We start from the raw sequence: 20,633 nt of genomic DNA, 5'->3' as shown, positions 1-20,633 counted from the left end.
AGCTGCCTTGATCGTCGGCGGCAGGTATTTGCTTCCGCGTTTGCAACGCTCATTGAACTCATCATGCGTCATCTCGCCGCAATCTCACTCCTGCCGGCAGCCCGCTTTTGTCTTTTGATTTCAAGATCCATCTCCGATCTGCGCCATCGCCCGACCGCAATGTCTATCGAAGTACGGCCGCGCCGGAAAAACTGTGGCGCCGGCCGCTGCGTGGCTGCGCGACGATGCAAATACAACCGCTGAGGACCAGCTGTTGGTTGTTCGCGTGCGGCGCATGGAGCTCGGAACAATCAATAGGCCGTTGAGCGACTTAGCATCGTCCTGACGCACGACGGAGTCATCGGTCGACCGCAGCCTGCCATGCTCCCAGGGACCCGTCCTGCTGATGGCGTCAAACTGCTGACACGCGAGCATCGCCGGCGAGCCCAAGTATCGACATCGCACGCTTCTAGCGCGAATGGGTCGCGGTTGCGCACGAGCGGTTCTGTGGCGCGGGCAGGGGAAAATCGCCCGCGCTTCAATCATGGGGAGGTCCGACGAATGGTCTTGATAAGCTGCAATGCCCAGCGCACTGGCGCCCCGGTGTCTCCAAGCGGGGCTCTGAGGAATTGTCGCGGTGCTCGTGCAGCGCGCAGCCGCGGGATGATCGTCTCATCGTTGCTCGCGGCGGCATCGACATTGGCGCTCGGCGCGGTCGCGGCGAGAGCCGCCGACGATTCCCATGCGCGCCCCGCCGAGGGAGCGGCGGTCAAGGCGCTCATGGCGAAGCTCGACGCGATGGAACAGCGCATCAATACGCTCCAGGTTGAGCTCAAGGATGCCAAGGCGAAGAAGACGAGTGTCGGGCAGTCCGCCTCGCTTGCGTCGCGGCGTCCCTCCGACTCGGTGGCACTGACCGGCGCGAAGGACACGCACGGGAAGGCGTGGGATATGGCCCAGCCTGCCGCGAAGCCGGGTGTCACCGCGGTGCCGTTCGCGGGCCCGAAGGACGGCAAGACGGCCTCTGCGTCAGCCGAGGAGACGGCGTCGCCTTCTCCGGTCTCGCGCATGGCGGCAGCGTTCGCCGACTCCGACCCGAAGCCGAAGTTCTTGCCGGCGTCAGATCTCAAGGCGCCACCGCCAACGCCCGGCAGGGATCTGTTCGGTGCCGCGCCGTCACCCGTGCCGGGCATGCGCATCGGCATGTATGGGGAAATCAAGCTCGGCTCGATGCAGAACCCGGCCGCGAACGGTCAGTGGCAGAACGGCTTCGACATGGCCCGCCTCGTGCTGCTGCCGACCTATCAGGTCAATGACTACATTACTTTCAATGCCGAGCTGGAATGGGAGCATGGCGGCACGGCGTTCGACAACGATGACAAGCTGCATGGCGCGATCGAGGTCGAGCAGGCCTTCTTCGACATCAAGTTCAACGACCACTTCACCCTGCGGTCGCCGGGTATCGATCTGATCCCGATCTCCTTCATCAATCTGTATCATGAGCCGACCCTGTTCTACAGTGTGCGCCGTCCCGAGCTCGCCAACGGCCTGATCCCGACGACCTGGTACGCGCCGTCGGCCGGATTCTACGGCAAGATCGTCGACGGCCTGAACTACCAGTTCCAGGTCAGCCAGAGCGCCGAGGATTTCGGCGACGATTTCGCCCATCGTGGCGACAACGGCCATATCGTTTCGGGTGGCTACGAGGCGGGCATCAGCGGCTCGGAGGCGCTCGCGCTGTCCAAGGCACCGATCGGCGATTACCGCCAGCTGAGCAACCAGCTCGCCTATACGTTCCGCCTCAGCTATGCGCCGTCCTTCCTTCCCGGGTTCGCCGGCAGCTCGGCGATCTACTATTCGCCGAACGTGACGCCGCGCGGCGCCTATGCGACGGAGGCGGACGGCACCGAGACGCTGCTCGGCAAGAATGCGATGACGATCTTCAATACCGAAGCCCGCTATCGCGTTCCGAACACCGGTCTGGAGTTCCGCGGCGAATATGCCTATGTGCATTTCTCCAATCCGGAGAACCTGCGCGCCAACAACGATCTCGACGACACGAACAATGTCGGCAAGACCATGTGGGGCTATTCGGGCGAGATCGCCTATCATTTCCGCGCGCCCAACGACTACGACATCGTGCCGTTCTATCGCTATACGCGGCAGAACTTCCAGACTTCCGGCATGCTCGGCGCCGATCTAAGAAACGGCCTGAACAACGTCACGGGCAGCGGCGACATGACGTTCCACGACGTCGGCGTCGCCATCTTCCCAAATCCGAGCCTGGTCTACAAGCTCAACTACACCAAGGTCATCGACCACAGCGCGGCCGGTGCGATGTCCGACCGGGTGCTCGCCGGCGTCGGCTGGCTCTGGTAGGGCGCGGACGATTTCCCCAGGGCGGCGTGGAGGTCACGCCGTCCGGGGACAAACCGACGGAAGACTCGGCACATCAGGTGGGCGGGTGAGTGTTGAATATCGTTGATTCTGGACGCGATCGATTGCGGGTCCGCATGCTCGTGATGCCGGCCGTCATGTCGCTCGGCTTGTCATTGGTCTTGGCGGGCTGCAATCCCGCAACGCTCGGCAGTGACAACCGCGACGACGTCATGGACAAGGTGGGACGGCTCGATCTTTCACCGCGCTATCCGAGGCAGGTGATGCCCGAGCAGTCTCCGGCCGCCCGCCGTGCGCGCGCCGAGATCTACGGCGGCAACGACGATATCAGGGGCGCACGCGACGCGCGCGCGGAAGCGCCGGCCACGAATGCGATTCCGGTCGAGCAGGTCGCCGCTCACTCGCAGGCGGTCGGCAACGGGTTCGAGTTGAACTTCGAGAACACGCCGATCGCGACGGTCGCGAAGGTGATGCTGGGCGATATTCTCGGCGTCGGCTACACGATCGATCCGCGAATTCAGGGGACGGTCAGCCTGTCGTCGGTGCGCCCGGTCGCGAAGACCGATGTTGCGTATGTGCTCGAAAACGCGCTCCGCCTCTCCGGCACGGCGCTCGTGCGCGACGGCTCGGGCTATCGGTTGATACCGCTCGGCGAGGCGATGGGGGCCGGCACCGTCGATGCCTCCGGCGCCTCGGCGGAAGCCGGCTACGGCATCACGGCGCTGCCTCTGCAATATGTCTCGGCGCCGACGCTTCTGAAGCTGCTCGACAGCTTCGCGCTCAAGCCGGGCATGGTGCGCGCCGATCCCGGCCGCAACGTGCTGCTGATTCAGGGAACGGGCGTGGAGCGCCGCACCGCGGCCGAGGCCGCGCTGAGCTTTGATGCGGACTGGATGCGCGGCCAGTCGGTCGGAATCTTCCCGATCGCCAACGGCAATCCGGAGCCGATCGTCGCCGAGCTCGAGAAGATCATGGATACCGGCGACAGCGGGCTCGGCCAGAACATGGTCAAGTTCCAGACCGTCAGCCGGATGAATGCGATCATGGTGATCAGCCGCAAGCCGGCCTTGTTGAAGACCGCCGAGACCTGGATCAAGCGGCTGGACGCGGGCAACACGCTTCGCAACAGCGTGCATGTCTACCGCGTGAAATACGGTGAAGCGCGGCAGATGGCGCGCGTGCTGAACGACATGTTCATCGGGAGCGCGGGCAGCGCGGCGGACGCGTCGTCGACGGACATCGCTCCGGGATCGGGTACCACGACCAGCTCAAGCGGCGAGCGGCTGTCGGCCGCGGGGACTACGGCGCAATCGGGTTTTTCGAGCCAGCAGCAGGGCGGCAACGGATTGGTGGCCACGCGCGGCTTCGGCGGGACGCCGCCGCCTGCGCCGGCTGATGCGCCCGCGGAGCCGCGCATGTCCTCCGGGAGCGGCAAGCCGCTGATGGACGGCGTGCGGATCACGCCCGATGTCGTCAACAACACGCTGCTGATCTACGCCGACCGTGAGAATTACCGGATCATCGAAGCCACGCTGCGGCAATGCGATCGACCGCAGCTGCAGGTCGCGATCGACGCGACCATCGCCGAGGTCACCCTCAACGATAATCTGAACTACGGCGTGCAGGCCTTCCTCACCAGCAAGAATCTCGGCCTGCGCCCCGATCAGGGGTCACTGCTGAACACCACCTCGACCTCAGCGCCGGCGACGGTCGCGTCGGCCGCCGGCACGATCACCAACGCCTTCCTCAATCGCGCATTCCCGGGCTTCAACTTCCTGATCGGCTCGGAATCGCAGCCGAGCGCGATCCTGAGCGCCCTGCATACGGTGACCGACGTCAAGGTGCTGTCGAACCCCTCGCTGGTCGTGATCGACAATCAGGCAGCGACGTTGCAGGTGGGTGACCAGGTGCCGGTCTCGACCGGCAGCGCCACCGTGCTGACCACCAACAACACGGTCGTGAACACGATCGATTATCGCAACACCGGAATCATCCTGCGCGTCGCGCCGCGGGTCAACGAGAACGGCAATGTGCGGCTGGAGATCGAGCAGGAAATCAGCAACGTCGCGCCGCAGACCGCCAACAGCCTCACGCCCACGGTAGCGCAGCGCAAGGTGAAGAGCTCGGTTGCGGTGGCGAGCGGCCAGACGGTGCTGCTCGCCGGCCTCATCAGCGAGACCCGCCAGGGCAGCCGGAGCGGCGTTCCGGGCATCGATCAGATCCCGGGTCTCGGAGAGCTGTTCAGCAACACCGACCGCACGCGGGGCCGCACCGAGCTGATCATCTTCATTCGCCCGCAGATCATCCGCGACGGCACCGATGCCCACTATGTCGCCGAGGAGCTCCGTTCGAAACTGCGCGGCACCATCAGGCCGGTCTCGACCAGCGCCCTCCAGACGTCGCGGACGACGCGATGAGGTGGCGCTCGGTCATCATAGCCGGCGTCCTGGCGTTGTCGCTCGGCCTTGTCGGCGCCGAAGCCCGGCCCCGCGGTGACGGCTGGGCAGCGTTCGCGCGAGGTGATTATGTCCGCGCGGCCGCCTTGTTGGCGCCCCTCGCACAGCGGGGACATCCGCGCGCGATGACCACGCTCGGCTATATGTACGACAACGGCTTTGGCGTTCCGCAGTCCTACGATGCCGCGGTCGAGCTCTACATCGAAGCCGCCGAGCGGGGCGAGCCCGCGGCGCAGCATCTGCTCGGGCTGAGCTACGACAAGGGCCATGGCGTCGATCAGGATCTGGTGCTGGCCTACAAATGGCTGAACCTCGCGGCGGCCGCGGCGCCGCTGCGCCTGCGCGAGCCTTACCTGCGCATTCGCAATGCCGTCGCCTCGAAGATGTCGCAGGCACAGATCGTGGAAGGCCAGAATCTGTCGCTGAATTGGCAGCGCGCTCATCTCGGCCCCCCATCGTGTCGTCGCAGCAGAACCAGGTTTGTAGTTGTTCTAAGTCATTCATCTCATAAGCGTCATCTTTGAAATCGAAAACGTAAGGTCTCGGACGACGGCTCTCCATCTCGGCCTCGGCATGAGGTGATCGGCCGCGATCCTCGGAAAGCGCCATGGTTTCGACGTTTCTTCATCACGCGGTCGATCGTCCCACGGGCTCTCAGTTGGCTCCGAATGGAGCTGCGCTGGGGGGCGCGACTCTGCGGACGCCGGCCGAGGGTGCAGCAGAGTCGCTGGATCCGGCGTCTCCCGAATTCGCCGACGCGATTGCGCACCAGCTCGGATTGCCGCGGATCGCGTTGGCCGATCTGCTCGCGGCCCGGCCGCTTGCTGAGCATTTTTCCCGCCGTTTCCTGCGCGAGACGGTCATCTTCCCGTTTCAATCGTCGCATCACCCGAATTGCCTGGCGGTCGCCGACCCCCGCGATACGGCGGCGGTGCGCGCGGCTGAGTTGGTATTTGGTGGTCCGGTCGAACTGGTGGTGGCGTCGTCTGACGACATCGTCACCGCGCTCGGCCGGCTGGCGGGCGAGGACGAGAGTTCGGTTCGATCCGAGCCGACGCAGCCGCAGCCGCAGCTGCGCGAGGACGACATCGACAGCCTGCGCGACCTCGCCACCGGTGCGCCGGTGGTACGCGCCGTCAATGACCTGTTCGAGCAGGCGGTCGAACTCCGTGCGAGCGACATCCATGTCGAGGCGATGCGGAACGGTCTGTCGATCCGGATGCGGGTCGATGGTCTGTTGAAGCCGCTGCCGGCGCCCGGCGGCGTGCTGCCACAGGCCGTGATCTCGCGGATCAAGATCGTCGCCGGGCTCAACATTGCGGAGCGGCGCCTGCCGCAGGATGGTGCCGCGCGGCTTCACATCGGCCGCTTCGAGCTGGACGTCCGCGTCGCGGTGATGCCGACGCAGCATGGCGAATCCGCTGTGATCCGGCTGCTGCCGAGGGATCGCGGACTGCTGTCGATCGAGAAGCTCGGCTTCGCCGGCCATGACGATCGAGCGCTGCGCCGGCTGCTCGCGCTGCCCCACGGCATGATCGTGATCTGTGGGCCCACCGGCAGCGGCAAGACCACGACGCTCGCGACGGCACTGTCGATCCTCAACGAACCGACGCGGAAGATCCTCACCATCGAGGATCCGGTGGAGTACGAGATCCCGGGGATCAACCAGTCGCAGGTCAAGCCGGCCGTCGGTCTGACCTTCGCGAGCGCGTTGCGATCGTTCGTGCGGCAGGATCCCGACGTGATCATGGTCGGCGAGGTCCGTGACGGCGAGACCGCCCATGTTGCCGTTCACGCGGCGCTCACCGGCCATCTGGTGCTGACGACCTTGCACACCGAGAACGCTGCGGCCGCCGTGCCGCGGCTGCTCGACCTCGGCGTCGAGGACTTTCTGCTTCGCTCCACCTTGCGCGCCGTGATCGCGCAGCGGCTCGTCCGCAGGCTGTGTGACCATTGCAGGTCGCGGCGCAGGCTGAGCGCCGACGATCTCCATGCCGATCCGCGCTTTCAGGCGGTCGGTCTCAATGCCGGGGAGACCGTCTATGAGCCGGCCGGCTGCGAGCGTTGCGGCGGCGCCGGCTATCGCGGCCGCCTCGGGATCTTCGAGATCCTCGAACTTGATCCCGAGATCCGGTCGATGGTTCACGGCAAGACCGATGCGGGCGTGATCGATCGCGCTGCGATGCGCAGCGGCATGACCACGATGCTCGACGATGGCCTCACCAAGTGCCGGGCGGGCGTGACGTCGGTCGCTGAAATCCTGCGCGTGGCGACACTGAGGTGAACAGGTGAGCACCTTCCGCTATCGCGCATTGACCGAGAAGGGTGACGTCGTGCACGGCACGATCTCGGCCGCGACGGCCAAGGATGTCATCGACCGGATCGAATATCTGCGGCTGATGCCGATCGAGACCTTCGAGGAAAGTCCTGCGGGGTCTGCCGCGCGGGACACGCTGGCCTGGTTCGGTGGTCCTTCGCCGGCCGACGTCACGACCTTCACGCGCGATCTGGCTCTGCTGTTGAAGGCGGGAGCGCGGCTCGAGGAGTCGCTCGAACTGCTGGCAGGCGACGCCGATATCGGCCGGTTGCGTCCGGTCGTCGGCCGGCTACGATCGAGTGTCCTGGCCGGCGAAAGTCTGGCGGAGGCGCTGGCGCAGCATCCCCAGCAGTTTCCTGCAATGTATCTGGCGCTGGTGCGGGTCGGGGAAGCGTCGGGGACGCTCGACCACGTGCTCGAACTGCTCGGCGCCGAGCGGGCGCGCGCCGAGGCGATGCGCCGCAAGCTGAGCGACGCGATGCAGTATCCGCTGTTCGTCCTGGTCGCCGCCAGCCTTGTGATGCTGTTCTTTTTCGTGGTCGTGCTGCCGCAGTTCTCGGCCGTGCTGCGCGATTTCGGCGCCGATCGCGACGCGGCCATCACGACGTTCCTGGACATCTCGGATTTCGTGCGCGGCAACGCTCTCGCGCTAGCGTCATCAGCGAGTGCGCTGATGATTGCAGTTGTCGTCCTGCTCGGTCGCGCCCGTGTGCGCATCGCGCTGATCGCGCGGCTGTCGCGGCTGCCGGGTCTCGCTGCGGTGTTCCAGTCGTACCGCACCAGCCTGTTCTGCCGCAACCTTGCGATCCTGCTCGGCAGCGGGCTGACGTTGACGGCGAGCCTGCGCATTCTCCTCGACATCATGTCGGTGACCGGCAGCGGGGCGGCGTGGAATGCTGCGGCTGATCGTGTGCGTCACGGCGGCAAGCTGTCGGATGCGCTGTCTGCGGGGGACGTTCTGCCGTCGATGGCGACGCGGATGATCCGGATCGGCGAGGAGAGCGGACAGCTGCCGGTGCTCGCCGGGCGAATCGCCGAGTTCTACGAGGCGAAGCTGCAGCGGAGCCTCGATCGCATCGTCGGCATCGTCGGTCCCGCGGCCATCATTCTCATCAGCGCCGTCGTCGGCGGCCTCATCGTGTCGGTGATGAGCGCGCTGCTGTCGGTGACGCAACTCGTCGGGTAGAGGAGATCAGCAGATGACACAGCCAGCGACCAGCGCCGCCATGCGGCGTCTGCGCAGCCGATGCGGTGACGAGAGCGGCTTCACGCTGGTCGAGATGCTGGTCGTCATCGCCATCATCGGGATGATCATGGGCCTGATCGGGCCGCGCGTGCTGTCGTCGTTGAACGAGTCCCGCGTGAAGACGGCGCGCATTCAGATCCAGAGCTTTTCGAGCGCGCTCGATCTGTTCTACCTCGACACCGGCCGTTATCCGACGACGTCGGAAGGCTTGACTGCCCTGGTGCGGCCAGCATCGACGATTGCGGGCTGGGCCGGACCCTACCTGAAGGGAGGGAGCGTTCCGAGCGATCCGTGGAGCCATGCCTATGTCTACCGGTCTCCCGGGCAGCACGTCCCCTACGAAATCCTCTCCTACGGATCTGATGGCCAGGAGGGCGGCACGGATCTCGCGGCCGACATCTCCTCATCGGTCACCGTCGGGGTGCGCTAGCGATGAATGATCCGGACGGCAGCATGGCCGGGTTCACGCTGCTCGAAGTCGTCTGCGGGCTTGCGGTCGTGGCGTTGATGGCGGCCGTGTTGTTGCCGGCGATGTCCAGGCAGACTTCGCGGCCGCGACTTGAAGCCTATGCGCTCGAAGCGGCCGCGTTGCTCAAGGCCGATCGCAACGCCGCGATCCGACACGGGCGCGCGGTCGACACGCGCATTGATGCGAAGGCACGGACGATCCGCTCGGGGACGAGCGGGCAGGTGGTCCGTTTGCCTGAGGACGTACGGCTCGAGACGGTGCTGCCGCGCAAGTGCGTCGATCGGCCGGCGTTCGACACGATCAGCTTTTTCGGCTCCGGCATGTCGTGCGGCGGCATCGTCGCGCTCGCGCATGGCGAAGCCGGCTACGAAATCCGGGTCAACTGGTTGACGGGAAGGATCGAAGTGGCGTCGAATGCCGGCCTCACCAGACCATAACGCGACCGCGGGTTTCACCCTGATCGAGACGCTGATCGCGCTCGCGATCGTGGCGGTGTCGCTCGTCGCGATTGCGGCGCTGACCGGCTCGTCGTCGCGTGGAAGCCGCAAGCTGGAGCAGCATGTGGCGCTGGTGCAGGCGGCCCATAATGCGCTGTGGCTGGCATTCCCGTCACGCTTGCCGGCGTCGGGAATGCAGTCCGGGGAAACGGTGGCGCATACCTGGCGCGCACAGGCTCAGCCGCTCGCGGCCGAGCCCGGTGCATCTGCCTGGACGCCGCAGAAGATCGTGCTCCAGGTGCGGTCGCCATCGGGCGCCACGATGGAGCTCGAGACCATCCGTCTGTTCCGAAGGCAGGCCGAGTGATGGCGCGCCGATGTAAAGATCCACAAGCCGGTTTCACGCTGATCGAGGCGCTGGTCGCGATGGCGCTGATGGGACTGCTGGTCTCGGCTCTTGCGGCGATCACCGCGCAATGGATGCCGAACTGGAATCGCGGGCTGCTTCGCATCCAGCGCAATGAGTCCCTGAGCGTCGCGCTCGACCGCATCAGCGCCGACATCGCGGCGGCGGAATTCATCCGGCCCGACGGCCAGACCAAATCCGTGCTGTTCGACGGATCGGAGACCTCGGTCAGCTTCGTCCGGGTGGCGCTCGGTCTACGGAGCGGCCGCGGGCTCGAGCTGGTTCGGATCGCCGAGGCGGGGGAGGGCGATGGCGCGGTGCTGAGCCGAAGACGCGCTGCGTTCGCGCCGGGCAGCGCTCGCGCGCTGGCCGAGCCGGTCGTGCTGCTGCAGGCGCCGTATCATGTCTCGTTTGCTTATGCGGGTGCCGACCGCAACTGGATGCCGTCGTGGCGCGCATCCGAGACGCTGCCGGCCGCAGTCCGGGTGACCGTCCGCAACGCGAGCGATGTGAGCGCGCCATCGATCTCGCGCATCGCGGTCATCCATGTCTCGGCTCCAGCTGACAGCGTCTGCAGCGCGGCGGACCGGACCTGCGACACGCCGTTGCTGCCGGCGAGCGCCACCGTCGGGCGTGCCGCGGCGCGATCGGAGCCATGATCATGCGCGCCGCAACGGATGCCTTGGATCACCTCCATCACGACCGCGAGGGCGGATTCGTGCTCGTTGCAGCGTTGTGGATCCTGATCGCGCTGGGCGGATTGGCCGGAGCGCTGTCGGTCTACCTCGTCAGCACGGCGCAACGTTTGTCGCTCGATGACGCCCGGCTGCGGTCTGCCGCGCTGGTCTCGGCCGGTCTCGAACTCGCAGCCTACAAACTATCTGCCGTGCCCAGGCCGCAGCGCGCGCCCGCGGGGGCTTTCTCCTTCAGGCTCGACCATGCGCAGGTGTCGGTCGCGTTCCGGTCGGAAGCAGCCCGCATTGATCTCAACCATGCCTCCAGGCCGATGCTCGCCAATCTGTTCGTGGCGCTGGGAGCGCGCCCGGAGAAGGCCGTCGACTATGCGCAGCGAATCATCGGCTGGCGCACCGCGCCGGGCGACAATGCTCCGGACGCCGAGCGCGAACTCTACCGGACGGCCGGCGTGGACTACGTCCCGCGGGGCGGCCACTTTGCAAACTCCGAGGAGCTTCAGCTGGTGCTGAACATCCCGCCGGCTCTCGTCGACCAGGCGATGCCTTTCGTGACGGTCTTCAGCGGGCGTAGCGAGGTCGATGCGCTCGAAGCGCCACCCGAGGTCGTCGCTGCGCTGCCCGGGATGACCCAGGATCTCCTCAAGGCCTTCCTGGCGCAGCGCGCCGCGCTGCGTCGGGACGCCAGGTCGCTATCGTCCGTGCTCGGACCAGCGCGAGCCGGCGCGACGCTGGACGTCGGTGATGCGTTTCGGGTGCGGATCACGATCGACTTCGATGCCGGCCGGCGGGCCGCGGCCGAGGCCGTCATCCTGCTGGGCGACGGCGACGATCCCTATCGCATCCTGTCATGGCGGGACGATGTGAGCAGCCCCACGATGCTCAGGGAGAAAGGAAGGGCGCTGTGATGACCATCCTGATGCGCGCACGCCGCGAGTTCACGACATGGATCGGGTCGGTCGCCGAAGCCATCGTCGATGCGATCGGCCGGCTCAATTTCAGACCGTCGGTGGAGCTGGTGGAGACCGAGCGCGATATGTTCATCATCAGCGCGAGCGGGCGATCGGTGCCGCAGGACGTTACGATACGGTTGGTGCATGGAGTTGCCGCCGAGCTTCCTTCGAATTGGAAGGACGTGCTGCGCAGCAGCCGGATCAAGATCACCCTGCGGCCCGACCGCTTCCTGTGGCGTCCGCTGGATCTCCCCAAGCGTGCGGTCGAGTTTCTCGACTCGATGGTCCGCTCGCAGCTCGATCGTCTGACGCCGTGGACGGTGCAGGAGGCGGTGTTCGGCAGCACGGCTCCGACCGAGATCCCAGGGGACCGCATTCGGACGACGGTCGTCGCCGCGCCGAGATCTAGCATCGATCCGCTCGTCCGGCTGGCGGAGTCCTGGCGTGCCGCGTCGGTCAGTTTGTTTGCTGCCGAGGCCCCTGCGGGATCGAACGCCGGCCAGGCCGTCACGGCAACGGCCACGCGGCTGATCGAACAGCAGCTGCGCGGATCGCTGGATGTTGGCCGCGTCGGTCGCATGCTGACGGCCGTTCTGATCGTCGCGACAGTCGCGGCGACGCTGTCGCTGGCGATCACGGGCTTTCTCGGCGAGCGCTTCGAGGACCAGCAACGCATGCTGTCGCAGAAGATTGCAGAGCGGCGTGCAAAATTGCGCCTGGGCTCGCAGGGGGGTGACAATGCGGCGCTGAGCAGTCTGTTGCGACGCAAGCAGGACACGGCGGCCGACGTGATGCTGCTCGAAGCGCTATCGCGGGTTCTTCCGGACGACACCTATGTGACCGAGCTGCGGATCGACAAGGGCCGGCTGCAGATCGCAGGCGTCAGTCAAGATGCGCCCGCGCTGATCGGACTGATCGAGCAATCGCCGCACTTCACGCGCGCGACATTTTCTGCGCCGACCACACGCTCGGCTGACGAGGCCGGCCAGCGTTTCCATATCGAAGCAGGCATCAAGCCTCATTTCGGACCCGGCACATGAGCATCGGATCGCTGTTCACCGCCACTCCGTCGTCGCCCCGTATCGCGGCTGCCGTCTACGCCGGCCTGCTGCTGATGCTGGGCTCAGCCACGGTGCTGCCGGTCAGGAGCCTGCTGGACCAGCGCACCGAGCTGGTGGCGCTGGCCGATACGCTTCGGCTGCTCGATGCGCATAGCATGGCGGTTGGCCGCGAGGACAGAGGCGGCGGAGCCGTTTCCGGATATGCCTTTCTCGACGGTCCCACCGTGACGGTCGCCGGCGCGGCGCTGCTGCAGCGTCTGAACGAGGTCGTGGGCCGCCATGGCGGCAGCGTGTCGTCCTCGCAGCTCGACGTTCAAGGCCCGCGCGCCAGGGATCGTCAGGTCAGCGTCGGCGCGAGCTTCGAGGCTGACCAGACCGCCTTGCAGCCCATCCTCTACGAGCTGGAGGCCGGCATGCCGTGTCTGTTCATCGACGAGTTGGCTGTCGATGGCGGCGCCCCTGCAGCCATGTCAAACGGAAGGCTGCGCATCACGATCATGGTGTCCGGACAATGGCAGGGCCCGCAATGAACGCTCCGATGAAACTCTGTGCCGTCTTGTCCATCAGCGTTCTCGTCGCGACCTCGCGCGACATGTCCGCCGAGGCTGCCGGCCCGGATCTTGCGCTCACGGCCGCGAACGAGCGCGCGCCGGCGGTGGCGCAAGACACGCCGCTCGCATCGAACGGGCAGGCGCGAACGGGCAACCCGCTCTGGGGCATTCCGCTCGATCAGCTCTCCGCGACGCGCGACCGGCCGATCTTCTCGCCGTCGCGGCGTCCTCCGCCGGAAGAGGCGCCGACGCCGCCTGTTGCTGCCGCGCCGGACATTCAGGAGCCGAGCGGGCCGGAGCGGCCGGCGCTCTCGCTGGTCGGCACCGTGGTCAACGGCGAGCGCGGGCTTGCCATCTTTCTCGAGTCCGGCAGCAATACGCTTCTGCGCGTCCGAACCGGTGCGGACTATCAGGGTTGGACGTTGCGCCATGTCGAGGCGCGATCGGCCACCCTGCAAAAGGGCGGGGAGCTCATCGTGCTCTATTTCGCGCAGCAGACGCCGGGGCAGTCGATCATCCCGGTTGCGACGACCATCGCCGACATGCCGTCGACGCCGACTGCGCCGCCATTGGCGCAATCAGGCGCGCCGTTTCTGTCGCCGGAATCGAGACTGCTCCGCATGCATCAGCGGCAAAGGTCGGGACGCCGCCACTTGTGAGAGGTAAGAAAGCCGCCGCGAGGAACTTCGTTCAGCGCTTGCACAACCCGCTTGTCAGGACCCACCCCTTGTCGGTGAGCGCCGCGGAGACGATGTCGAAATACAGCCGCTTGTCGGGATCGTCCTCGGAGACGAACGAGACCTGGCACAGGAAACGGCCGCTTCCGTCGCCCTTGTCGCAGCTCGCCTCGACGATCTTCAGCCCCTTGTCGTGGCGCACGCCGGACGCCGGCGCTTCCTGCTCGTAGGCCTTCTGAATGGTCTCGACGGTCGGCGTGCCGCAGGCGACGCCGGCCACATTGCACGCCCATGCGAGAGCAACAGCAAGCAGCATTCTCAGGCCTCCTTGGCGTGGTCGAAAGATCTACGGGGATCGTCGCGGTGAATCCTGCCGACTCATCAGATCCCGTCGGAAGCGAACTAAGCGGGGTGGTTGTCGTTTTTGTGTCGCCGCACGTGCGGCCTACGCACAGCACGATTGTTTGTCAGCCTGATTAGATCGATTCTTGAAGATCGGTTTTGCGGGTCTCACAAAGCGAAAGAAACGGTCACAAAGGAGACACCCCCCATCCGTAGCCACGAAGCGGGAGGGTGCGATGGCCTCATCGCCGATCATGGGTGAGGCTTCGCGCAAGCGGCATCCGATGAACTGCATCGCGCCGCAACGATCTTTGTCTCGAGCCGAATGGGGATCAGGGATGTCAGTCGGGTGTCCACGCAAACCAACGAGAAAACCAACAATCAGAACATCGCTCTCCGCAGCCGCGCTGTTGGCAGGTCTCGCAATGACCGGGACCATGGCGAGCGCCCATGATCTGGCTGAGCCCACCGTGTTCAGGAGCTCGCGCGGCGTCCTCGATCTCCTGATGATCGCCAAGGCGAAGCCGATCTCGACGATCAGCTATGCTCCGCCGAGCGGCTCGCCGATGAACCCGACCGGCTGGGTCTACGAGATCTGCCGCAGGCCCGCATGGGGCAACACTTGTCCGGCTCATTCCGCAGTAGCGGACTATGGCGGCGTGCGCCTGGCGCTCCAGAAGGGCGACACGCTCAAGATCAAGCTGGTGAACCAGCTGCCGCAGCTTGATCCGGCCAAGGTGAACCACAACACCGACCCCGGCCAGGCCAACCTGTTTCGCAATCCGACCAACCTGCACACGCACGGGCTGATCGTCGAGCCGCGCGCGCCGACGCTCAATGATCCGACCTTCGGCGACTACGTCTTCGTGCAGATCTTCAACTCCGCCAACGGCATGCCGGTGCCGCAGACGACCCATCAGCACGGCTCCAACAAGATGGACTCTGCGGAGTTCCGCATCAACATTCCGCGCAATCATCCGTCCGGACAGTTCTGGTTTCACCCGCACATCCACGGCATCTCGCTGAACCAGGTGTCTCAGGGGCTGGCGGGCATCATCTCGGTCGGCGAGGTCTCCGACTACGCGCATGGCGACGCCAGGGATACGCCGTTTCCCGACGCCAGCGTGCGCCACCTGATCCTGAAGGATCTCCAGGTCGCGCCCGGTGGTCCGGTGCAGTTCGACAGCGGCCCGGTCAACGTCCAGCCGGGCGAGGTGATCAACCAGCAGGATCCGAACTTCTGCGCGCAGTTTCCGGCGGACAGTTCGGAGGTGCGCGAGGGTTCGTGCCCCGGCGTCGACACCTCGGCCGATGGCGGCACCAATTTCAGCGGCGGCAAGTGGTACTTCACGGTCAACGGGCGGACATTCCCGAAGATCAAGGTGACCGACCCGGACGGTGAGGTCTGGCGTCTGACCAACGCGTCTGGCAGCCTGTCCTACAATCTTCAGCTCACGGATGACGAGACGCAGAAGCCGATGATCATGCAGCTGATCTCGGTGGACGGCGTCAGCGTGAACCTGCCGCAGGATACGACGATGGACACCATGGTCCATCTCGGCGGCGCGCGTTTCCGCGTGGTGCCGTGTCCGCCGCTGCCGACGTCGCGTTTCCATTCCAAGCCGGTCTGTGTCACCCAGATGGTGATGATGCCGAGCTCGCGCACGGAGGTGTTCGTCACCTACCGCGATCCGAACACGGGCGCGATCGCGAGTCCCGGACGCGTCGCCTCCGCGACGTTCAAGATGGCCGGGCTGACGATGGGCAGCGGCGATCAGTGGCCGGCGGTCGATCTCGCCAAGGTGCGCTTCCACCAGCACGGCTCGCGCAACCACATCGCCTACGGCCTGGACATCAGGGGCGATGCGCTGGCGACGATGCAGCCGTCCGGCATTCTCGATGCGAAGGTGCCTTATGCCAGCGCCACGCCGCTGCGCAACGGATGCCGTCCCTTGCCGCCCGGTCATCGCCGGCGGATCTTCTTCGGGCTGGCTGATCTGAACGACGATGGCACCTTCGGCCTCGGCTACGAGGAGGTCGATCAGAACGGCAATCCGGTGCCCGGCACCCAGCTCCCGGTGAGCCAGTTCGATCCGTCGCAGAACATCGTCTGTCTGCCGCTGGCCGCAGGGCAGCGCCCCGTGCACGAGACCTGGGAGCTGGTGCAGCTCTCGACCGAGAACCACAACTTCCACATTCACCAGACGCGGTTCCGGACGGTCAACAGCAAGGCGGGCGAGAACACGCCGCTGGCGGTGTCGTTCAACAAGAACATCGGCGGCGGCATGCTGCAGGACAACGTCCCGTTGGGAGTCGCGACCCCCAACGTGCCGGAGGTGATGGACGCTCAGAACGGCGTCTGTACCATCGAGCAGTGGCGCAGCGGGCAATGCACGTCGAAGCCGGTGGTCGTGGACATCCCGTTCTCGCAGGTCGGCGAGTTCGTCTATCACTGCCACATCCTCGAACATGAGGACGGAGGCATGATGGCGAAGATCAAGGTTGTGCCGTCGCCCTATAACGGATCGCCGTGGGAGGCGATGAACCAGATGCCGTGGTAGGCGCAGCCGCGCCGACCTCGACTGAGGATGTCGGCGTCGCGATCGCGGCGCCGACAACGCGATGGAGAAGGGCGCTCGCGCTTGAGCAGTTCGGTCGGCGTGGCAACGGGACCGTGCGGTCAAAGCACAACCGCCAACATCGTAATTTCGCAGCCGCTCCGGCAAATCGCCAACATCGACGCGGCAATTCGCCGCAATCAAACCACTTAATTCATTCGCACTGACAATCAGTCCGGTTTGCAGAAAGTCGCTTGGGTGCGGTTGACGGAAGCCGAACGGAATGACGAGGCTGGCGGACGATCACGCCAGTGTCGTTTCCGTCGCGAAGCTTGAGGACATGATCGTCCGCAAGACGTCGCTGCCGGCTCGCGAGGGAGGATCGTGACATGACAACAAATACGAGGTGGGCGTGATGAGCGGCTGGCTGAAATGGACGGCGCCCGCCGCCGCGATCGTGTCGATGGCCTCGCCGGGCTACGCCATGCAGTACATGAGCGTCGAAGAGGCGCAGAAGGCTGCATTTCCCGGCGCGAGCTTCACCGAGGTGCAGGCCGGCCGGGTCTGGAAGGCGAGCAATGGCGGCTATTTCTATTACGATCATGTCGTCGGAAAACATCTGCTGATCGACTACTCGGTTGCGATCGGCCCGGACGGGCGCGTCCGCAAGGTCGAAATCCTGAACTACCGCGAATCCTATGGCGGCGAGGTGCATGATGCGAGCTGGCTTGCGCAGTTCGTCGGCAAGAGCAGCCAGAACGAGGTTCGCATCAATTCCGACATCCGCAACATATCCGGCGCGACTCTGTCCTCGACCCACGTGACCGAGGGTGTGAAGAAGGTGCTGACCTATCATGCCAGCCACTTCCGCTAGCTTGCGGCGTGCGCGGCCGCTGCTCGGGACCTACGTCGAGATCCACGTCGATGACGCGCGCGCGCACGGCGCGGAGCAGGCGGTCGAAGCGGCGTTCGCGGCCGTCGCCGACGTGCATCGGCTGATGAGCGTCCACGATCCCGACAGCGACGTCTCGCGTTTGAACCGCGAGGCATGCCGTCGGGCGGTTCAGGTGCATCCCTGGACCACCAAGGTGCTGCAGGCTGCGGTCGATATGGCGCGTCTGTCCGATGGCGCCTTCGATATCGGCGTGTCCAGCTGGGCGCGACAGCCTATCGTCGGGAAGGAGGGCTCCGCGATCGAACTGCTCGCCGGTGATCGCGTCCGCTTCCATCGTGCCGAATACAAGATCGACCTCGGCGGAATCGCAAAGGGTTTTGCCGTCGACTGCGCAATCGCTGCGCTGCGGACATACGACATCGCCACAGCCATGGTGAACGCAGGCGGTGACCTCGCCGCGTTCGGCCCGCGTGCCCGGGTCGTCGATATACGCGATCCGCGCTCACCTTGCGGCATCGTCTGCCAATTGGAATTGCGCGACAAGGCGATGGCTTCGTCGGCGCGCCGCTTCGATCCGTTCAGGTCTGTCGAGACGACGGATACCGCGGTGGTGAATCCGGCAACGGGGCGGCCGGCCCAGAATATCCATGGCGCAACGGTCTGCGCGCCCACCTGCATGGTGGCCGACGCGCTGACCAAGATCGTCATGATCACGGGCGAAGCCGCTGCCGGGCAGCTCTCCCGGTTCGGCGCGAGCGCCATGCTCGTCGCGGCGAACGGCGACATCCTCACGACCCCCGATTGGCAAGGAGATCTGCAGCATGCGGCTTAAGGGTGCGTTTCGCCTCGCTCTCTATACGATTTTCGGTCTCCTGTTTGCCAGCGGAGCGCTGTGGATCTACGCCGATCAGATGAAGACCCGCTCGGAGGCGGACAGCGAGGCTTGGCAGCAGGCCTCCGCCATGCTCCTGAGCACGCATGGCGGCACTGCGATGATCACGCTGATGCTGCTGGGGGCGCTCGGTCCGATGCACGTCCAGCGCGCCTGGCGCGCCAGCAGGAACAGAGCGACGGGGGTGCTCAGCGTCGCGCTGTACGGTCTGCTGATCGCAACCGCGTTCGGGCTTTACTACGTCGGCTCGGAAGCACTGCGTCCCTGGATCAGCACCGTCCACATCGCCTTCGGGCTCGGCGTTCCCGTCGTGCTCACGGCCCATATCGTTGTCGGCCGCTCCAGTGTGGCAGCCGTGAGACCGCCTCTGCCGACACAGCACGCGGTCGCCGCCACTCTGGTGCCCGCCGAGACGCCGGCCGACGCCGAGCTGGTGCCTCTGATGAGCAAGGTCAGCTGACGTCATTCGCTTTGCGAGCGCCGTCGAACAGCGGGTGTGCTGTTCGTGATCTCCAACTGCCCGCAGGTCGACAACCGCTGCAACGGCTTCGATCCGACTCGCATACGGGTCGAGATCAGGGAGGCGGCTGCGGCTGAGAGGTTCTGATTCTGCCTGCGGGCCAATCTGATCGGTGGTTACATCAGATCCCGGGGTGACGTTTGTGCCAGTCGGTGACGCGCTGAAACGCATCGCCTGCGCGCACCAGGCTGGCCTCGTCGAAATGACGGCCGACGAACTGGAATCCGACCGGACCGCCATTCGCAGCAAAGCCCCCCGGCAAGGTCACGGTCGGACTTCCCGTCATGTCGAACGGGCATGTGAAACGAAGCAGGCCACCGATCAGCGAAGCATCCTCGCCAAGGGTCGCCATCTTGGTGAGGCTCGGCGCAGCAAAGGCCTGCGCCGGAACCGCCAGGAGATCGACGGTCTCGAACAACATGCGGACTGCGCCGCGAAACGCTTCGCGCCGAAGCACGATCTTCTGATAGTCCATGCCGGATTGCTGCCGGCCGAGATCCAAGAGACCCGCGAGCCCAGGACCGTACTCGTCCTTGCGCGCAGGATAGGTGTCCTCGTGCGCGACCGCGGCCTCGATGCCGCAAAGCGGGAACCAGTCGTCAATCACCGCCTTGGGATCGGGGAAACTGATCTCCTTGATCTCAGCACCGAGATCGGCTGCCACCCGCAGAGCTTCGGCCAGCACCCCGGATGCATCGTTGTCGGTGCCTTCGCTGGTCCAGCGCCTGTCGATCCCAATCGTCAAACCCCGGAGGTCGCCAGAGAGATTAGCAAGATAGTCAGGTACGGGCAGCGGAACCGAGGTTGTATCCTTGGGATCCGCCCCTGCAATCACGCCGAGCATGGCACCGCAATCGGCTGCGCTCCGTGCCATCGGACCAATATGATCGAGCGTCGCTGCGAGCTCGAATGCGCCGTACCGGCTGACACGCCCCCAGGTCGGCTTGAGCCCGGTGACCCCGTTGGCCGCAGACGGGAAACGGATCGAGCCGCCGGTATCTGTGCCGAGCGAGCCGAAGCAGAGGCCGGCCGCGGTGGCGGCTCCGGACCCGCTCGACGATGCGCCGGGCCAGAGATCGGCATTCCACGGATTCTTCGGCGGATCGATCTTCGGATGATGATCCGCGTACGCGCCTTCGGTCTGCTGCAGCTTGCCGAGGATGACGGCGCCGGCATCCTTGAGCCGGGCGACCACCGTGGCGTCCTCAGAGGGACGAAAGTCACGATGAATGGTCATGCCATGCGCCGCCGGCGCGCCCTTGGCCCAGCAGAGATCCTTCACCGCCACCGGCACGCCGTGCAGCGGCCCCCTGATCTTGCCGGAGGCAATCTCTTTTTTAGCTGCGGCTGCCTCCGCGAGCGCGGAGTCGGGCATCACATGGGCAAAGCTCTTGAGCCTGCCGTCGAGCTGCTCGATCCGCCCGAGCATGGCCTCGGTCACCTCGACCGGCGACAACTCCTTGGCCTGGATTTTTCGTCCGATATCGACGAGGCCGAGATAGTGGACATCTGTTGCTGCCATCGTTCGTCATCCTCTCTCGCGATATGACTCATGCTCCGCACTCGGACCTGCGCTGCCGGTCTGGCGACGCGGACGTGTCTCGATCGACAGATCTTGGGCGGCAAACGAAAAAAGCCACCCGTACCTCCCGAATGAGGCAACGAATGGCTCACATGCCGCGTCCATGATTTGTCGTCGAGGGTCCGTCTTCGAACGAAGCACTCGGTGCAAAGAGCTGGACGACATCGGCCAGTTCAACGCACGCCACGTTCGACAGATACCCT

The 20,633-nt window shown here is 65.5% G+C and carries 19 protein-coding genes and 1 pseudogene; 18 read left to right on the top strand and 2 right to left on the bottom strand.

What is annotated here, in order from left to right; all coding sequences use genetic code 11:
• Nucleotides 1-642 precede the first annotated feature (642 nt).
• The 13 genes from ACQR1Y_RS01115 to ACQR1Y_RS01055 all read left to right on the top strand — a co-directional run bounded on the left by ACQR1Y_RS01115 (nucleotide 643) and on the right by ACQR1Y_RS01055 (nucleotide 13,623).
• Nucleotides 643-2,358, top strand: coding sequence for a hypothetical protein (locus ACQR1Y_RS01115; protein WP_434878222.1), 1,716 nt, complete (start codon nucleotides 643-645; stop codon nucleotides 2,356-2,358).
• 134 nt (nucleotides 2,359-2,492) lie between these two features.
• On the top strand, nucleotides 2,493-4,793 hold the full coding sequence (gspD, locus tag ACQR1Y_RS01110) for a type II secretion system secretin GspD (protein WP_434878223.1): 2,301 nt from the start codon (nucleotides 2,493-2,495) through the stop codon (nucleotides 4,791-4,793).
• A 164-nt stretch (nucleotides 4,794-4,957) separates the two neighbouring features.
• Complete coding sequence (locus tag ACQR1Y_RS01105) at nucleotides 4,958-5,356, top strand: tetratricopeptide repeat protein (RefSeq protein WP_434878224.1); 399 nt, start codon at nucleotides 4,958-4,960, stop codon at nucleotides 5,354-5,356.
• Nucleotides 5,357-5,439: 83 nt separating this feature from the next.
• Complete coding sequence (locus ACQR1Y_RS01100; RefSeq protein WP_434878225.1) at nucleotides 5,440-7,116, top strand: GspE/PulE family protein; 1,677 nt, start codon at nucleotides 5,440-5,442, stop codon at nucleotides 7,114-7,116.
• Between the two features lie 4 nt (nucleotides 7,117-7,120).
• A complete protein-coding gene (locus tag ACQR1Y_RS01095; RefSeq protein ID WP_434878226.1) occupies nucleotides 7,121-8,335 on the top strand; it encodes a type II secretion system F family protein in 1,215 nt (404 codons plus the stop codon).
• Between the two features lie 13 nt (nucleotides 8,336-8,348).
• Entirely contained in the window at nucleotides 8,349-8,825 is a 477-nt protein-coding gene (gene gspG / locus ACQR1Y_RS01090) for a type II secretion system major pseudopilin GspG (protein WP_434878227.1), read from the top strand.
• 2 nt (nucleotides 8,826-8,827) lie between these two features.
• Complete coding sequence (locus ACQR1Y_RS01085; RefSeq protein WP_434878228.1) at nucleotides 8,828-9,301, top strand: pilus assembly FimT family protein; 474 nt, start codon at nucleotides 8,828-8,830, stop codon at nucleotides 9,299-9,301.
• Entirely contained in the window at nucleotides 9,279-9,668 is a 390-nt protein-coding gene (locus ACQR1Y_RS01080) for a PulJ/GspJ family protein (RefSeq protein WP_434862227.1), read from the top strand. The genes ACQR1Y_RS01085 and ACQR1Y_RS01080 overlap by 23 nt, the downstream gene beginning before the upstream one ends.
• Nucleotides 9,668-10,366 carry a PulJ/GspJ family protein gene (locus ACQR1Y_RS01075; protein ID WP_434878229.1) on the top strand — a complete coding sequence of 233 codons (699 nt, stop codon included), beginning with the start codon at nucleotides 9,668-9,670 and terminating at the stop codon, nucleotides 10,364-10,366. Before ACQR1Y_RS01080 ends, ACQR1Y_RS01075 begins: the two co-directional genes overlap by 1 nt.
• A complete protein-coding gene (locus ACQR1Y_RS01070; RefSeq protein ID WP_434878230.1) occupies nucleotides 10,363-11,307 on the top strand; it encodes a general secretion pathway protein GspK in 945 nt (314 codons plus the stop codon). The genes ACQR1Y_RS01075 and ACQR1Y_RS01070 overlap by 4 nt, the downstream gene beginning before the upstream one ends.
• Complete coding sequence (locus ACQR1Y_RS01065; protein WP_434878231.1) at nucleotides 11,307-12,392, top strand: PilN domain-containing protein; 1,086 nt, start codon at nucleotides 11,307-11,309, stop codon at nucleotides 12,390-12,392. The genes ACQR1Y_RS01070 and ACQR1Y_RS01065 overlap by 1 nt, the downstream gene beginning before the upstream one ends.
• Nucleotides 12,389-12,943 carry a type II secretion system protein GspM gene (gene gspM, locus ACQR1Y_RS01060; protein ID WP_434878232.1) on the top strand — a complete coding sequence of 185 codons (555 nt, stop codon included), beginning with the start codon at nucleotides 12,389-12,391 and terminating at the stop codon, nucleotides 12,941-12,943. Before ACQR1Y_RS01065 ends, gspM begins: the two co-directional genes overlap by 4 nt.
• 8 nt (nucleotides 12,944-12,951) lie before the next feature.
• Nucleotides 12,952-13,623, top strand: a complete 672-nt coding sequence (locus ACQR1Y_RS01055; protein WP_434878233.1) for a hypothetical protein — start codon at nucleotides 12,952-12,954, stop codon at nucleotides 13,621-13,623.
• Nucleotides 13,624-13,654: 31 nt separating this feature from the next.
• On the opposite strand, the gene ACQR1Y_RS01050 is transcribed toward ACQR1Y_RS01055, so the two are convergent.
• The gene (locus ACQR1Y_RS01050) at nucleotides 13,655-13,957 is read right to left on the bottom strand and encodes a hypothetical protein (protein ID WP_434862221.1); all 303 of its coding nucleotides are present in this window, start codon (nucleotides 13,955-13,957) and stop codon (nucleotides 13,655-13,657) included.
• 592 nt (nucleotides 13,958-14,549) lie between these two features.
• Between ACQR1Y_RS01050 and ACQR1Y_RS01045 the strand changes: the two genes are divergently transcribed.
• The 5 genes and pseudogenes from ACQR1Y_RS01045 to ACQR1Y_RS01025 all read left to right on the top strand — a co-directional run.
• The gene (locus ACQR1Y_RS01045; protein WP_434878248.1) at nucleotides 14,550-16,544 is read left to right on the top strand and encodes a multicopper oxidase domain-containing protein; all 1,995 of its coding nucleotides are present in this window, start codon (nucleotides 14,550-14,552) and stop codon (nucleotides 16,542-16,544) included.
• A gap of 412 nt (nucleotides 16,545-16,956) precedes the next feature.
• Nucleotides 16,957-17,415: an FMN-binding protein gene (locus tag ACQR1Y_RS01040; RefSeq protein WP_434878234.1), complete on the top strand. Its 459-nt coding sequence runs from the start codon at nucleotides 16,957-16,959 to the stop codon at nucleotides 17,413-17,415.
• On the top strand, nucleotides 17,396-18,268 hold the full coding sequence (locus ACQR1Y_RS01035) for an FAD:protein FMN transferase (protein ID WP_434878235.1): 873 nt from the start codon (nucleotides 17,396-17,398) through the stop codon (nucleotides 18,266-18,268). Before ACQR1Y_RS01040 ends, ACQR1Y_RS01035 begins: the two co-directional genes overlap by 20 nt.
• The gene (locus ACQR1Y_RS01030) at nucleotides 18,258-18,788 is read left to right on the top strand and encodes a hypothetical protein (protein ID WP_434878236.1); all 531 of its coding nucleotides are present in this window, start codon (nucleotides 18,258-18,260) and stop codon (nucleotides 18,786-18,788) included. Before ACQR1Y_RS01035 ends, ACQR1Y_RS01030 begins: the two co-directional genes overlap by 11 nt.
• Before the next feature lie 36 nt (nucleotides 18,789-18,824).
• Nucleotides 18,825-18,935 (top strand): annotated as a pseudogene (locus ACQR1Y_RS01025) (urea carboxylase); the annotation flags it as partial.
• 34 nt (nucleotides 18,936-18,969) lie between these two features.
• Here ACQR1Y_RS01025 and ACQR1Y_RS01020 read toward each other — a convergent pair.
• Entirely contained in the window at nucleotides 18,970-20,370 is a 1,401-nt protein-coding gene (locus ACQR1Y_RS01020) for an amidase (RefSeq protein ID WP_434878237.1), read from the bottom strand.
• Nucleotides 20,371-20,633 lie beyond the last annotated feature (263 nt).

This window comes from Bradyrhizobium sp. HKCCYLRH3099, assembly GCF_051167855.1.
Lineage (GTDB): Bacteria > Pseudomonadota > Alphaproteobacteria > Rhizobiales > Xanthobacteraceae > Bradyrhizobium.
Note: the sequence above shows the minus strand (reverse complement) of the source record. Positions and strands in the feature narration are given on the sequence as shown.